This window comes from Achromobacter denitrificans NBRC 15125, from assembly GCF_001571365.1.
Taxonomy (GTDB): domain Bacteria; phylum Pseudomonadota; class Gammaproteobacteria; order Burkholderiales; family Burkholderiaceae_B; genus Achromobacter; species Achromobacter denitrificans.
On sequence record NZ_BCTQ01000002.1, the window covers coordinates 155336 to 169283 of the forward strand.

Consider the following 13948-nt stretch of genomic DNA (forward strand, 5'->3'; position numbering starts at 1 on the left):
GGTTCAGGCAAAGGAGACGGTCGATGGACCATGGACGCGATTACACGGAAGATCTGGTGCAGCATCTGGTGGACTCGATCTCCCGGAAGATTTTCGACGGCACGTACCCGCCCGGACAGAAGCTGCGGCAGGAGTCGATGGCCGAGGAATACGACGTCAGCCGCACGCCCGTGCGCGAAGCATTCCGACAGCTGGAGATCAAGGGCCTGATCGTCCAGCAGCCGCGCTACGGCGCCACGGTGGTCGCGCCCACCATCAAGGACATCGGCGCCAACTACTGGCTGCGGGGCGAGCTGGAGGGCATGGCGGCCGAACTGGCGGCGCGCTGGATTTCGGATGCCGACCTGCAACGCCTGCAATGCGCCCATGCCGAATGCGCCGCCGCGGTCTCGGCCTTGTACGCGGAGGTCAACGCCGGGGCGGCGCCCGCCTCCCGTCCGGCCGCCGAAGCCATGCGGCACTGGGTGGCCCGCAACCAGGAATTCCACGCCCTGATCTTCCGCGCCGCCGGCAACCCGTCGCTGGAGCGCATCATCAAGGACCTGCATACCGATTACACGAAGAACATCCTCAACATGACGGTGCTCGGCATGTACGAAACCCGCATGAAGAAGAATATCGAGCATCACGCGGCCATCGTCGCGGCCCTCACGACGCGCGACGCCGCGGCCTCGCGCGCGGCCATGCGCGCCCATATCCACGAGTCCGGCGAGTTCGTCGTGGAATGGCTTCAGAAGCGCCCGCCGGCGCGCCCGTCCCGCCGCTGAACGCCCGTCGCCGGCGGCCGCGGGCACGAACCCGCCTGGCCGCGGCTCAGAAGGCGTCCAGCCATAGATCGAGCGCCTGGCGCGCGTGGCGCGCCAGCGACGGGCCATGCTGCGCGGCGTCGCGGCGGACGGCGGCGGGATCGATGCCGCGCAGGCTCAATTCGCAGGCATGGCCGATCAGCCACTGCTCGATCTTCGCCGCGTCGGCTTCCAGGTGGAATTGCAGGCCCAGTATCCGCGGTCCCAGCGCAAACGCCTGGTTGGGAAAGCCCGGCGTTTCGGCAAGGCGCCGCGCTCCAGCCGGAATGCCGAACTGGTCGCCGTGCCAATGCAGCACTGGCACGGACTCGACCGCCCGCAACGGCGATTCGCGGCCTTCCCCGGTCAGCGTCAAGGGCGCATAGCCGATTTCGACGCGTCCGGTCGACGCCACCTCCGCCCCCAGGGCCGCCGCCATGAGTTGCGCGCCCAGGCAGATGCCCAGGGTCGGCCTGTCGCGGCGCAGCCGCTCGCCAATGGCCCGCAGCTCGGCTTCCAGGAAGGGATAGCGGTCGGTTTCGTAGACCCCGATGGGCCCGCCCAGGATCACGACGAGATCGGCCTGCGCCAGGACGTCGGGGTCTATCGCGTCCACGCCCGCCTCCAGGTAGCGCACGGCATAACCCCGGTCCGCCAGGGCCGGCGCCAGGACTCCCAGGTCTTCGAAAGGAACATGGCGGATCGCAAGGGCGAGGCGGCTCATGACAGCGACTCCTGGCGGCGGCACGCGCGGCGCCCCGCCGCGCCCGCCAGGCCTTCCGGAACGGACTTGAACAGGGTTTCCGAGGCCAGCACGCGAATGCCGGCCGGGGTGCTTTCGAGCAGCCGCCGCTCGCCGTCGGCGATCTGCAGGCTGACCTGGTAGCCATCCTCGGACGGCAGGCGCGACGCGATCTCCCGGCAGTCATCCTGCGTCGAGGCGAGGGTCGATTCGAAATGGCCGATGAGGCGGCCGTGGCGCATGATGACGAGTCGGTGAACCGGCATGGGGCGGATCCTGTAGGACGGTAGAACGGTGGGAAGATGGCGGCGTCAGGCCGCGGAATCGGCGCCGGGATCGGTCGGCCAGTAATAGGAATCCGGCGTATTGCGGGCGCCGAAGATGGCCTGCCCGACCCGCACCACCGTCGCGCCTTCCTCGATGGCGATTTCGTAGTCGCCGGACATGCCCATCGACAGGTCGTCCAGGCCGATCCCGGCAGGACAGTCCTGGCGCAGCCGGTCCCGCAGCGAACGCAGCAGGATGAAGCATTCCCGCACCCGCGCGGCCTCGGCCGAAAATACCGCCAGCGTCATCAGCCCGCGCACGCGCAGCGCCGGAAAGGACGGCATCTGCCGCAGGAAGGCCGCGGTCTCGTCCGGATGCAGGCCGTACTTGCTGGCCTCGCCCGACGTGTTGACCTGCACGAACACGTCCAGCGCGCGGCCTTCGGCCTGCAGGCGCCGGTCCAGCGCCTCGGCCACTCTCAAGCTGTCGAGCGCCTGGAACTCGGCGGCGTAGCGCGCGACCAGCTTGGCCTTGTTGGTCTGCAGATGGCCGATGACCGACCATTTCAGATCGGTCAGGTCGGCCATGGCATCCCACTTGCGCGACACTTCTTGCAGCTTGTTCTCGCCGAGATAGCGGCAGCCCGCGGCATAGGCCAGCCGGATGCGCGCCTCTTCCACGGTCTTGCTCACGGGCAACAGGCGCACGCTGGCGGGATCGCGCCCGGCGCGCTCGCAGGCCGCCGCGATCCGGCCGTGCACGGTAGCCAGGTTGCGGCGGAAGTCTTCCACCGATTCCGCCTTCGGCCATCGGCCGTGCTGGTCGTGCTGCGTCTGGGTATCGCTGCCCGGACCCTGGGTGTCTTGGTTCATGCCTGTACCTCGCGTAGGTGCGCAACGCGCGGCGGAAGCCAGCTTCCGCACGCGCGGTTTTTTGTCATAGGTCAAATATTATCATGACCTATAAAGCGTTACGCAAGCGATGCGCCGACGACTCAGCCGCCGGCGGCCAGCCAGGAACGCGGCGACGCGCCCATCCGCTGCCGGAACGCCTTGGACAACGACGAGGCGCTGGCGAAGCCCAGCTCCGCCGCCACCAGTTTCACGGGCCGGCCGGCGCGCACCATGGAGGCCGCGAGGCTCAGGCGCCAGTCCGTCAGATAGGCCGCCGGCGTGGCGCCGGTGGCCTCCTTGAAGGCCGCCGCGAAGGCGCTGCGCGACATGCCGGCGACCTCGGCCATTTTCGCCAGCGGCCACTCGTCGCAAGGCGCGCGGTGCACGGCCACCAGCGCCCGGGCCAGGCGCGGGTCCGACAGGCCCATGACCAGGCCGCGCGTGACGCCGGCTTCTCCCGGATGGTCGAGGATCCACCGGAGCAGCTGGATCAGCACCACCTCGAACAGCCGGTCGGCCAACAGCCGCGAGCCGCAGCGCACGTGGTCGGCTTCGGCGAACAGCAGGTCCAGCGCCGGGGCCAGCCCCTCGACGGCGGCCAGGGGCACGCGGATCAGCGGCGGCAGCGACCGCACCAGGGGATTGCGGTCCCCGCCGTCGAAATCGAGCGCCGCGCAGGTGAAGTCCGACCCGTCCACGGGCGGGTTCACGAACTCGTGCCGCAGCGCGCGGGGGTAGAAGAGCAGCGTGGGCTCGTCCAGGTGTATGCGCGGCGTGGCGGTTTCGCCCGGACGATGCCGCAGTTCCATCTGGCCGCGCCGCAAGACGTGCAGGAAACCGCGCCCCGGCACCGCCTCGAACGCCTGGGTGCCGCAGAGCGCGCCGGTGTGGAACAGCGTGGCCCGCACCCTGAAGCGGTCCAGCAGCGCCGAGAGCCGGTCTACCTGGGGAAAGGCGACATCATTCATGACTTGGACGTATGGACAATTTTCGTGGACATGAGAGCACCATGCGTCCAGACATTCTACGTACGATTCCCAGTAACCACCCGACAGGGATGGCCTCTTTTTCATTTCCAGGAGTTACCGTCATGTCCCGAGTTCCCCTTATCGATGCCAACATCACCACCCCCGACCGCAAGGCCCTGCTGGAGCAGATCCACGGCGCTTTCGGCGCGACGCCCAATATGTTCCGGGCCGTCGCCAACTCGCCCGCCGCGCTCAAGAGCATGTGGGGCGCCTTCGGCGCGCTGGGCGAGGGCGTGATCCCCGCCAAGCTGGGCGAACAGATCGCGGTGGCCGTGGCCGACCGCAACGGATGCGAATACTGCCTCGCGGCCCATACCGCGCTGGGCCGCAAGGCCGGCGCCAGCGCCGAGGAAATGTCCGCCGCCCAGGGCGGCAACGCCGCCGATCCCAAGACCGCCGCGGCGCTGCGCTTCGCGCTGAAGCTGGTCGAAGCCCGCGGCCAGGTCGGCGATGCCGACGTGCAGGCCGTGCGGGCCGCCGGTTTCGGCGATCAGGAGATCGTGGAAATCCTGGCGCACGTCGCGCTCAATCTGTTCACGAACTACGTCAACGTGGCGTTCGCGGTTCCGGTCGACTTCCCCGCCGTGAAACTGCGCCGCGCCGCGTAACTCCCGGCCGATAGCGCCTCCCTCCGGACGGGACGGCCCGCCGCCCCGTCCGCTCTGTTCCAGGAGTCTTCCATGTCTTCCCATGATGCGCCGCCCCTGCAGGTGGACGAATGGCTGAACACGACCGGCCCGCTCGATCTTGCCTCTCTGCGCGGCAAGGTGGTCCTGCTGCACGCCTTCCAGATGCTGTGCCCCGGATGTCTGATGCACGGCCTGCCCCAGGCCGAGCGCGCGCACCGGCTGTTCGGCAAGGACGGCGTCGTGGTCATCGGCCTGCATACCGTGTTCGAACACCACGCCGTAATGGGCCCCGAAGCCCTGCGGGCGTTCAACCATGAATACCAGTGGTCCTTCCCCATCGGGATCGACCGGCCCGCGGCGCGCGGCGCCATTCCCTTGACCATGCAGGCCTACGACCTGCGCGGCACTCCCAGCCTCGTCCTGCTGGACCGCGGCGGCCGCGTGCGCCTGCAACACTTCGGCAGCCTGGACGATCTGGCGCTCGGCGCCGCCATCGGCCGCCTGCTGTCCGAGGAGGCGCCACGCGGCCTTGCCGCCGTCGCCGGCCAGGCGGCCGCCGACGATGCCCGGGAAACCTGCGACGCCACCGGCTGCCCGGCGCCGGACGACCGCCAGCGGCGCTGACGCGATCAGCGGGCCGCCTGCCTGCGTCAGGGCATGGCCGCGGCCCGCATGCCCGCGCCCGCCTCCGGCAACAGGGCGCGGAAGGTGCGCACCAGGTATGCCATCTGCTCTTCGGTGCCCACGGTGATGCGCAGATACTGCTCCACCCTGGGCTTCCGGAAATGCCGCACGAGGATTCTCGCGTCCCGCAGGCGCGCCGCCAGCTCCCGCGCGTCCTCGCGGGGATGGCGGACGAACAGGAAGTTCGCCTGGGACGGCAGCACATCGAAGCCAAGCAATTTCAGCTGCATCATGAGCTTGGTCCGCGACCGCATGATGGCCTGGCGCGTGGCCTCGAAGTGCGCGCGGTCGTCGATGGCCGCCGCCGCGCCCGCCTGGGCCAGGCGGCCGAGCGGATAGGAGTTGAAGCTGTTCTTCACCCGCTCCAGCGCCTCGATCAGCGGCGCCTGCCCGATCGCGAATCCCACGCGCAGGCCGGCCAGGGCGCGCGACTTCGACAGGGTCTGCACCACCAGCAGATTCGCATACCGGTCCACCAGTTCGATCGCGGTCTGCCCCCCGAAGTCCACGTACGCTTCGTCCACGAGCACCAGCCGGTCCGGCCGCAGATCCAGCAGCCGCTGCACGCGGCCGGGCGGCAGTCCCTCGCCGGTCGGCGCGTTCGGATTGGCGATAACGATGCCCGCGATGTCCGACGCCGCGCGCGCCGCGAACCCGTCCAGGTCCAGCCTCAGGTGATCGTCCACCGGGACCGGCGCGCACCGGATGCCATACAGCCGGCAATACACCTCATAAAAACCGTAGGTCACGTCGGCCATCAGCAAGGGCTGCTGCCCATGCTGGAAGAAGGCGCAAAAGGCCAGCGCCAGCACTTCGTCGGATCCGTTGCCCACGAACACCTGTTCCGTCGGCACGCCGTGGTGCGCGGCGATGCGCTCGCGCAGCCGCCGCGCCTGCGGATCGGGGTAGCGCTCCAGGCCCTGGGCCGCCGCCGCCGCGATCGCCGCTATCGCGGCGGGCGACGGCGGGTAGGGGTTCTCATTGGTATTGAGCTTGACCCAGCCGTCGCCGGGCGCCTGCTCTCCGGGCACGTAGGGCATCAGCCCATCGACCCGGGGACTGTGTATGGAATCCATATTGCTGCGGCAAGCGCCCTCCGTAAACGATGACGGGACCATTCCGCTCATCGCCTATTTGTCATAGGTCATAATATACTATGATGCAGGACAAATAAATCATCTTCCGACCCGACCCGCGCCCGCAATCCCGCGCAAGTCTTGCGCGGGCCTTGCACCCATGACCCCTTCCCTGCTGCTGCAACGCCTTCTTCCCCTGCATTGGCTCACCCGCTGCGCGGGCCGCCTGGCCGCCAGCCGCCGCGCCTGGATCGCCCAGCCGCTGATCCAGACGTATGCGCGGCGGTATGGCGTGGACCTGGCCGAGGCTGCGCTGGCCAACCCGCGCGCCTATGAGAGTTTCAACGCCTTCTTCGCCCGCGCCTTGCGCCCCGGCTCCCGCCCGCTGGCCAATGCCGACTGGACCAGCCCCGCCGACGGGACTGTCAGCCAGCTGGGACGCCTGCACCGGGGCCGGCTGATACAAGCCAAGCAACGGCCCTACAGCGCGGCCGCGCTGCTGGGCGACGCGGCGCTGGCGCGGCAACTGGAAGGCGGGCTGTTCACCACGATCTACCTCAGCCCGCGCGACTACCACCGCGTTCACATGCCGTGCGCGGGCCGCCTGCTGGGCATGCGTTACGTGCCGGGCACGCTGTACTCGGTGCGGCCGGAGATCGTGCAAGGCATCGACGGGCTGCTGGCCCGCAACCAGCGGCTGGTGTGCTGGTTCGAACATCCCCGCCACGGGGTCTATGCGATGGTGCTGGTGGGCGCCGCCATCGTGGGCGGCATCGCGGCCGCCTGGCATGGCCGGATCGCGCCGGCGGGCGGCCCGATCCGGCTCTGGACGTACCCGGACGAGGCATCGGCCCCCACCCTGCCGCAAGGCGCGGAGATGGGGCACTTCGAGCTGGGATCGACCGTGGTGATGCTGATGTCGCCCGGCGCCTGGCGCTTCCACCCGGACTGGACGGCCGGCGGCGCCGTCCGGATGGGGCAGGCCCTGACCCGGTGCCGGGAACAGGCCCTATAGGCTGTCCCGGATGTCTCGGGCCAACTCCCGGCTCTGCGCGACATTGATGTCGGAAATGGTGACTCGCAGCCCCCTCACGGGATCCTGGACGCCGAAGGCATCGCCATGGCGCACCAGCCAGCCGCGATGAGCCAGCGCCAGGGCGACGGCCTGGTCGTCGCCTTCCACGGGAATCCAGAGATTGAGGCCGTCGCCCTGCTCGGCGCACGGCACGCCCTGCTCCCGCAGCGCGTCTTCCAGGGTTTGGCGGCGCCGGACGTAGTCTTCGCGGGCGCGCGCCATCAGCTTGGCGACCTCGGGCCGGCCGAGCGTGACTTCGACCATATCCTGCAGCAGGTGGCTGACCCAGCTGGTGCCGGACGCCAAACGCAGCCGCAGCTGCCGCGACGTCGCGGGATCGCTGGCCACCATGGCGACGCGCACGTCGGGCCCCAGCGTCTTGCTCAGCGACCGGACCAGCGCCCAGCGCTGCGCGCCGGCCGCCAGCACCGAGTGATACTCGGCGTTGGACAGCAGCGCGAAGTGGTCGTCCACGATGACCATGGCGTGCGGGTACTTCGCCAGGACGCGCGCCAGCGCCCGGGCGCGCCGGGCGCTCAGGCTGCAGCCGGTGGGATTGTGCGCGCGCGGCGTCAGGATCACCGCCTGCGCGCCCTTGGCCAGCGCGCCCTCCAGGGCCTGGGCCTGCATGCCCTCTGCGTCGACGGGCACGCCGATCGCCTGCAGGCCGGCGATGCGCAGCATGTTCACGCTGCTGAGAAAGCAGGGATTCTCGACCGCCACCTTGTCGCCGGCGACCAGGTGCGAACCCAGCAGCCGCTCGATGGCGTCCACCGCGCCGTGGGTCAGGTTGACCTCGAACGGCGCCGGGCAATCCGGCGCGAACCAGGCCCGCGCATAGTCTTCCAGGCCCGGGTTGACGGTGGGCGCGCCGTAGAGCCGCGGCCGATAGGGGCGCAGCGAGAAGGCGGCGGAGACGTCCGGCAGCCAGTCCAGGTTCGGATTGCCGCTGGCCAGGTCCACGAGAGGCGTATTGGTCAGCGCGCCCTCCTGCTCGCCGGGGCCGGAGGGCTCCCGGATGATCGTTCCCAGCCGCCCCTGCGTCACGGCGATGCCGGCCGCGGACAGCCGCTTATACGCCGCCGCGACCGTATTGCGGTTGATATCCAGCTCGACCGCGAGGTCGCGCACCGGAGGCAGGGCCTGGCCGGGACGCAACTGCCCCGACTGCAGCAGCGCGCGCACGCAATCGAAGATTTCCGCTGCGGTCTTTCCTTGTATTTTCATATCGTCCCGAGACAATGCCGTTCCGGGCGGTGACAGCCCCGAGGCCGCGCCCAGTCAATGCGCAAGTTTGACACGATTGGATCGCCGAATAAAGCGCGCTCACCGCACGCAATCCACGTAATAGCGCAGGTTTCCCTCGTCATCCCGCAATTCCACGAACCCATGGATATCGGTGCCGAAGCCCGGACATTGCCGGTTCAGCTCGCGCGAGAACTTGAGGTAATCCACGATGGTGCGATTGAAGACCTCCCCCGGAATCAGGAGCGGAATGCCGGGCGGATAGGGCGTGATCAGGCTGGTGGTAATGCGGCCTTCGAGATGGTCGATCTCCACCCTCTCGGTCCGGCGATGGGCGATGCAGGCGTACGCGTCGCTGGGCTTCATGGCCGGCGCCACGTCCGTCAGGTACATGTCGGTGGTCAACCGGGCGATATCGTGGCGGGCATAGGTTTCGTGCACATGCTGGCACAGGTCGCGCAGCCCCAGGCTCTCGTACCGGGGGTGCTTCTTGCAGAACTCGGGCAGGATCCGCCACATGGGCTGGTTGCGCTCGTAATCCTCCTTGAACTGCTGCAACGCGGTCAGCAGGGAACTCCAGCGGCCCTTGGTGATGCCGATGGTGAACATGATGAAGAAGCTGTAGAGCCCGGTCTTTTCGACGATCACGCCGTGCTCGGCCAGGAATTTCGTAACGATGGATGCTGGAATGCCGCTGGCGGCGAAATCGCCGTTCAGGTCCAGGCCCGGCGTAACGATGGTGGACTTGATCGGATCCAGCATGTTGAAGCCGTCGGCCAGCGCGCCGAAACCGTGCCACGACGCCTCGTCGCCGCCGTCCCGGATGATCCAGTCCTCCGCGGACCCGATGCCTTCGGGGGCCAGCGTTTCCGGCCCCCACACCGTGAACCACCAGTCGCCCGGCGCGAAATGCGATCCCACCTCGCGCATTGCGCGGCGGAAGTCCAGCGCCTCGGCGATGCTTTCCTCCACCAGCACCGTGCCGCCCGGCGGCTCCATCATGGACGCCGCCACGTCGCAGCTGGCGATGATGGCGTATTGCGGGCTGGTGCTGGTGTGCATCAGGTACGCCTCGTTGAACAGGTGGCGGTCCAGCCGGCGCGTCATCGAATCCTGCACCAGCACGTGGCTGGCCTGGCTGATCCCCGCGAGCAGCTTGTGCGTCGACTGCGTTGAAAACACCAGCGACTCCTTCGGCCGCGCGCGCCGCCGGCCCATGCAGTGGTAGGCGCCATAGAACGGATGGAATACCGCGTGCGGCATCCAGGCCTCGTCGAAGTGCAGCACCTCGACGTAGCCATCCAGCGCTTCCTTGATCGTCTCGGTCTGGTAGATGATGCCGTCGTAGGTGGACTGGGTCAGCGCCATCACGCGCGGGCGCACCTCCGCGGCATCCAGGTTCCGCAGCAAGGGATGCGCGCGGATCTTTTCCTGGATGGTCTCCACGTCGAACTCGCTGCGCGGAATCGGGCCGATGATGCCGAAGTGATTGCGCGTGGGCCGCAGGAACACAGGAATCGCGCCCGTCATCACGATGCTGTGCAGGATGGACTTGTGGCAGTTCCTGTCGACCACGACCACGTCGCCGGGCGCCACCGTGTGGTGCCAGACGATCTTGTTGCTGGTGCTGGTTCCGTTGGTCACGAAATAGCAGTGGTCCGCGTTGAAGATCCGCGCCGCATTGCGCTCGCTCGCGCCGATGGCGCCGTTGTGGTCCAGCAGCTGGCCCAGTTCCTCGACCGCGTTGCAGACGTCGGCGCGCAACATGTTCTCGCCGAAGAACTGATGGAACATCTGGCCCACCGGGCTCTTCAGGAAGGCCACGCCGCCCGAATGGCCCGGGCAATGCCAGGAATAGGAGCCGTCCTCGGCGTAGTCCAGCAAGGCCTTGAGGAACGGCGGCTTGACGCCTTCCAGGTAGGCCTTGGCCTCGCGGATCAGGTGGCGGGCCACGAACTCCGGCGTGTCCTCGAACATGTGGATCACGCCCTGGAGCTCGCGCAGGATGTCGTTCGGAATGTGGCGCGCGGTCTTGGTTTCGCCGTAGACGTAGATCGGCACATCCGCGTTGCGGCGCCTGACCTCGCTGATGAAGGCCCGCAGCGCCAGCAGCGCCGGCGCCACGCCGTCGCCGTGCGCCAGCTCCTCGTCGTCGATGGACAGGATGAACGCGCTGGCCCGGCTCTGCTGCTGCGCGAACAGGCTGAGGTCGCCGTAGCTGGTGGTGCCAAGCACGTCGAAGCCCTCCGCCCGGATGGCTTCCGCCAGCACCCGGATGCTCAGGCCCGACGTGTTCTCCGAGCGGAAGTCCTCGTCGATGATGACGATGGGAAACTGAAACTGCATGGCTGTCCTCTATCGGTATGCCGCCGCCCCGCGGCCGGCGCTTGCAAATTGCTTTGTCCTGGATAATAATTATATATGTCTTAGGACAAAACAAACGGCGCGGTGGCAGAGTGGCTATGCAGCAGATTGCAAATCCGCAGAGGTTGGTTCGATTCCAGCCCGCGCCTCCAGTTTCCCCCAGGGCGGGCCCGTCGCGGGCGGCGGCCGCTAGGCGTGGCCGCGCAAGTGCTCGCGCAGCGCGTCGGCGAACGACAGCGCGATCACCGAGGCCGGCCAATGTTCGGGCCACACCAGGCTGAGGTCGAACGACACGCTCGGCTCCAGCGGCCGCAGCTGGGCCAGGCCGCCGGGCACGCGCGCCGCGGTCAAGCGGTCCACCAGCGCGATGCCCACCCCGCGCATCACCAGCTCCATCGCCACCGAGGTCCAGAACACCTGCACGCGTCGGCGCGCGTAAACCTTTTGCTGTTCCAGCATGGCTTCCAGCCAGAAGCGGGTGTGATCCAGGTTGTCGTAGATGATGAGGTCGCGCCCGGCCAATTGATCCACCCGTACGGTGTCGAACCGCTCCAGCGGGTCGCCGGGAGGAATCGCGCAGTACAGCTGCAGGCTGGCCAGCGGTTCCGCCACGATGCCGGGATGGTTGGCGGCGCAGAAGCACACCCCCAGGTCCACCTGGCGGGCCGCCACCCATTCGACGATGCGGGCCGAACTGCGGGTCTGCAAGGCCACGGAGATATTGGGCCGGTCCGCCATGAACGCGGCCAGCACGTCGGGCATCGCGGTCAGTGACAGCAGGGGCAGCGACGCCACCGTAAGGTGGCCCTGTTTCTCGCTGCCCAGGTCTTTCATGAAGCTTTCCAGCTGCGTCAGCCCCGAGAACAACCGGTCCACCTGCCCGTAGAGCGCCCTGCCCTCCGGAGTCGGCATCAGCCGGCCGCCCTTGCGCACGAACAGCGGCACGCCGACCCGCCGCTCCAGCTGCGCGATGTACTTGCTGGCGGCCGGCTGGGAAATCAGCAATAGCTGCGCGGCCCGGGATACCGAGCCTTCGCGCATCACCGCCCTGAAGATTTCTATCTCTCGCACGTTCATGCCCTGACTATAACTATTCAGATATAGACATGGCAATTATTGGTATTAGGCAGTTATGCAGATTGTTCCTAGGATGCTCACTCGACTTTCATCCAGGACCCATCGTGTCGGAAAACTACGCTCCCATGGAATTGCCGTTCGGGCCGGACGCCTATGCCGCCAACCTGGCGCTGCTGGCCCGCGACATCCAGGCCCAGGGCCTGTCGGCGGCGATTCTGTTCGATCCCGAGAACATCTACTGGCTGACCGGCTACCGCTCGATCGGCTACTTCACGTTCCAGTGCCTGGCGGTCACCGCGGAGGGCGGCATCACGATGGTCTCGCGCCAGGTGAACCATGCCGTCGCGACCGGCAACCGCAACATCGGCCGCTTCGTGGCCGTCGATGACGTCAGCGATCCGATCGAAGTGCTGGCGCGCTTCCTGCAAGACAGCCTGCCGTCGGGCGGCATCGGGCTGGAGACGTCCTCCGGCTACCTCAGCGTCGCCGGCTACAAGCAACTGCACGCCCGGCTGGGCGCGCGCCTGGCCGACTGGCAGGGGCCGATAGAACAAGCCCGCACCATCAAGACGCCGGAGCAGCTGGCCTTCATGCGCCAGGCCGCCGACGCCGCCGTCGCCGGCATCGACGCGGCCGTGCGGGCGGTGGCCGTGGGCGCCACCGAGAACGACCTGGCCGCCGCCATGCTGCATGGCGCCACCAAGGCCGGCAGCGAATACACGCGCGTGCCGCTGGTGGCCGCCGGCCGCGCCAGCGGGGTGTGCTTCACCACCTGGCAGCGCCGCGAACTCAAGCGCGGCGACCTGGTGTTCCTGGAGGCCGCCGCCAACATCAACCGCTACCACGCCATGATCTCGCGCAACTGCGTGGTCGGGCGCGCCACCGACCGCCAGCGCCACCTGGCCGGCACCGTCATCGCCGCGCTGGACAGCGCCATCGAAGCCATCCGGCCCGGCGTGACCTCGGCCCAGGTGGACCAGGCCTGCCGCGCCGTGTTCGAGCGCGCCGGCCTCGGCCGCTACTTCGACCACCGCACCGCCTACGGCATCGGCATCGGCTTCCCGCCGAACTGGGCCGAGGGCCGCTTCCTGGCGCTGCGGCCGGACGATCCCACCGTGCTGCAGCCCGGCATGACCTTCCACCTCGTGCCTTCGCTGTTCATGCCCGAAGGCGGGTTCATGGCCAGCGAAAGCGTGGCGGTCTCGGAGGACGGCTGCGAAGTCCTCACCCACTACCCGCGGGAGCTGCTCGAAATCGACGCCTGACGCCGTCTCGACGGCGCACAAAACACCATACAAGGGGAATTGCCGTGTTGAAGAACTGGATGTATCCGACCATCGCGGTCATCGGCGTGCTGGCGCTCTGGCACGTTTCGATACCGCTTTTCGGGCTGCCGCCCTACCTGTTGCCGCAGCCGCTGAGCGTGATCGAACGCCTGTGGACGGACTCGGCGTTCCTGGGCCACCACAGCTGGGTGACCTCCGTCGAAACGCTGGGCGGCTTCCTGCTCAGCATCGCCGTCGGCATCCCGCTGGGCATCCTGCTGGTGTGGTCGCGTCCGCTGGAGCGGGCCATCATGCCGCTGCTGGTCGTGTCGCAGGCCTTCCCCAAGGTGGCGGTGGCGCCGCTCATCATCATCTGGTTCGGCCTGGGCCTGTTTCCGAAGATCCTGATCGCGTTCTCGGTGGCTTTCTTCCCCATCGTGGTCAGCACCGTGGCCGGCATGCGCTCGGTGGACGCGGACCTCAACGACCTGGCCCGATCGATGCGGGCCGGCGCCCTGCGCACGTTCCTGCGCATCCGGCTGCCCTATGCCCTGCCGCAGATCTTCTCCGGCCTGAAGGTCGCCATCGCCTTCGCCACCGTGGGCGCGGTGGTGGGCGAGTGGGTCGGCGCGGAGAGCGGGCTGGGCTACGTGCTGCTGTCGGCCAACGCCAACCTGGACACCACGCTGCTGTTCGCCGTCCTGGTCGCGCTCATGCTGATCGGCCTGGTCTTCTACTACCTGGTCGAGTTCTCCGAGCGCTTCCTCATTCCCTGGCACATCAGCGTGCGCAGCGACGCCCTGCCCTCTGTTTGATCC

14 protein-coding genes and 1 tRNA gene are annotated in these 13948 nt (G+C 68.2%); 7 read left to right on the plus strand and 8 right to left on the minus strand.

The window, feature by feature from the left end:
* The first annotated feature begins 23 nt into the window (after positions 1-23).
* Entirely contained in the window at positions 24-767 is a 744-nt protein-coding gene (locus ADE01S_RS03035) for a GntR family transcriptional regulator (RefSeq protein ID WP_062679985.1), read from the plus strand.
* 46 nt (positions 768-813) lie between these two features.
* Here the strand turns inward: ADE01S_RS03035 and ADE01S_RS03040 are convergent, their stop codons facing one another.
* From ADE01S_RS03040 to ADE01S_RS03055, 4 genes are all read right to left on the minus strand, one after another.
* Positions 814-1509: a glutamine amidotransferase gene (locus ADE01S_RS03040; protein ID WP_062679986.1), complete on the minus strand. Its 696-nt coding sequence runs from the start codon at positions 1507-1509 to the stop codon at positions 814-816.
* Positions 1506-1793: a hypothetical protein gene (locus tag ADE01S_RS03045; protein WP_062679987.1), complete on the minus strand. Its 288-nt coding sequence runs from the start codon at positions 1791-1793 to the stop codon at positions 1506-1508. Before ADE01S_RS03045 ends, ADE01S_RS03040 begins: the two co-directional genes overlap by 4 nt.
* A 45-nt stretch (positions 1794-1838) precedes the next feature.
* Entirely contained in the window at positions 1839-2666 is an 828-nt protein-coding gene (locus ADE01S_RS03050; RefSeq protein ID WP_062679988.1) for a YggS family pyridoxal phosphate-dependent enzyme, read from the minus strand.
* Between the two features lie 122 nt (positions 2667-2788).
* The gene (locus ADE01S_RS03055; RefSeq protein WP_062679989.1) at positions 2789-3655 is read right to left on the minus strand and encodes an AraC family transcriptional regulator; all 867 of its coding nucleotides are present in this window, start codon (positions 3653-3655) and stop codon (positions 2789-2791) included.
* A gap of 122 nt (positions 3656-3777) precedes the next feature.
* Between ADE01S_RS03055 and ADE01S_RS03060 the strand changes: the two genes are divergently transcribed.
* Complete coding sequence (locus ADE01S_RS03060) at positions 3778-4323, plus strand: carboxymuconolactone decarboxylase family protein (protein WP_062679990.1); 546 nt, start codon at positions 3778-3780, stop codon at positions 4321-4323.
* Between the two features lie 72 nt (positions 4324-4395).
* Positions 4396-4968, plus strand: a complete 573-nt coding sequence (locus ADE01S_RS03065; RefSeq protein ID WP_062679991.1) for a redoxin domain-containing protein — start codon at positions 4396-4398, stop codon at positions 4966-4968.
* A 26-nt stretch (positions 4969-4994) separates the two neighbouring features.
* Here the strand turns inward: ADE01S_RS03065 and hisC are convergent, their stop codons facing one another.
* Positions 4995-6104: a histidinol-phosphate transaminase gene (gene hisC / locus ADE01S_RS03070; RefSeq protein ID WP_062679992.1), complete on the minus strand. Its 1110-nt coding sequence runs from the start codon at positions 6102-6104 to the stop codon at positions 4995-4997.
* A gap of 160 nt (positions 6105-6264) precedes the next feature.
* Between hisC and asd the strand changes: the two genes are divergently transcribed.
* Positions 6265-7119 (plus strand): archaetidylserine decarboxylase, encoded by an 855-nt coding sequence (gene asd / locus ADE01S_RS03075; RefSeq protein ID WP_062679993.1) that lies wholly within the window; start codon positions 6265-6267, stop codon positions 7117-7119.
* Here asd and ptsJ read toward each other — a convergent pair.
* Positions 7114-8406, minus strand: coding sequence for a MocR-like B6 salvage transcription factor PtsJ (gene ptsJ / locus ADE01S_RS03080; protein ID WP_062679994.1), 1293 nt, complete (start codon positions 8404-8406; stop codon positions 7114-7116). The genes asd and ptsJ overlap by 6 nt on opposite strands.
* A 99-nt stretch (positions 8407-8505) precedes the next feature.
* Positions 8506-10770 carry an arginine/lysine/ornithine decarboxylase gene (locus ADE01S_RS03085; RefSeq protein ID WP_062679995.1) on the minus strand — a complete coding sequence of 755 codons (2265 nt, stop codon included), beginning with the start codon at positions 10768-10770 and terminating at the stop codon, positions 8506-8508.
* Between the two features lie 96 nt (positions 10771-10866).
* Here ADE01S_RS03085 and ADE01S_RS03090 point away from each other — a divergent pair.
* Positions 10867-10940 (plus strand) — tRNA-Cys (locus ADE01S_RS03090).
* A 37-nt stretch (positions 10941-10977) separates the two neighbouring features.
* Here the strand turns inward: ADE01S_RS03090 and ADE01S_RS03095 are convergent.
* Positions 10978-11859 carry a LysR family transcriptional regulator gene (locus tag ADE01S_RS03095; protein ID WP_165695594.1) on the minus strand — a complete coding sequence of 294 codons (882 nt, stop codon included), beginning with the start codon at positions 11857-11859 and terminating at the stop codon, positions 10978-10980.
* 131 nt (positions 11860-11990) lie between these two features.
* Between ADE01S_RS03095 and ADE01S_RS03100 the strand changes: the two genes are divergently transcribed.
* Together ADE01S_RS03100 and ADE01S_RS03105 are read left to right on the plus strand one after the other, a co-directional pair.
* Positions 11991-13130: a M24 family metallopeptidase gene (locus tag ADE01S_RS03100; RefSeq protein ID WP_062679997.1), complete on the plus strand. Its 1140-nt coding sequence runs from the start codon at positions 11991-11993 to the stop codon at positions 13128-13130.
* 44 nt (positions 13131-13174) lie between these two features.
* A complete protein-coding gene (locus ADE01S_RS03105; protein ID WP_082775671.1) occupies positions 13175-13945 on the plus strand; it encodes an ABC transporter permease in 771 nt (256 codons plus the stop codon).
* Positions 13946-13948: the final 3 nt, after the last annotated feature.

Excerpts from the sequence above, each read along its gene's own strand:
- ADE01S_RS03050 (WP_062679988.1), bottom strand. The coding sequence starts at position 2,666 with ATGAACCAAGACACCCAGGGTCCGGGCAGCGATACCCAGACGCAGCAC.
- ADE01S_RS03100 (WP_062679997.1), top strand. The coding sequence starts at position 11,991 with ATGGAATTGCCGTTCGGGCCGGACGCCTATGCCGCCAACCTGGCGCTG.
- ADE01S_RS03060 (WP_062679990.1), top strand. The coding sequence starts at position 3,778 with ATGTCCCGAGTTCCCCTTATCGATGCCAACATCACCACCCCCGACCGC.
- ADE01S_RS03035 (WP_062679985.1), top strand. The coding sequence starts at position 24 with ATGGACCATGGACGCGATTACACGGAAGATCTGGTGCAGCATCTGGTG.
- asd (WP_062679993.1), top strand. The coding sequence starts at position 6,265 with ATGACCCCTTCCCTGCTGCTGCAACGCCTTCTTCCCCTGCATTGGCTC.
- ADE01S_RS03085 (WP_062679995.1), bottom strand. The coding sequence starts at position 10,770 with ATGCAGTTTCAGTTTCCCATCGTCATCATCGACGAGGACTTCCGCTCG.
- ADE01S_RS03055 (WP_062679989.1), bottom strand. The coding sequence starts at position 3,655 with ATGAATGATGTCGCCTTTCCCCAGGTAGACCGGCTCTCGGCGCTGCTG.
- hisC (WP_062679992.1), bottom strand. The coding sequence starts at position 6,104 with ATGGATTCCATACACAGTCCCCGGGTCGATGGGCTGATGCCCTACGTG.
- ADE01S_RS03065 (WP_062679991.1), top strand. The coding sequence starts at position 4,396 with ATGTCTTCCCATGATGCGCCGCCCCTGCAGGTGGACGAATGGCTGAAC.
- ptsJ (WP_062679994.1), bottom strand. The coding sequence starts at position 8,406 with ATGAAAATACAAGGAAAGACCGCAGCGGAAATCTTCGATTGCGTGCGC.
- ADE01S_RS03045 (WP_062679987.1), bottom strand. The coding sequence starts at position 1,793 with ATGCCGGTTCACCGACTCGTCATCATGCGCCACGGCCGCCTCATCGGC.
- ADE01S_RS03040 (WP_062679986.1), bottom strand. The coding sequence starts at position 1,509 with ATGAGCCGCCTCGCCCTTGCGATCCGCCATGTTCCTTTCGAAGACCTG.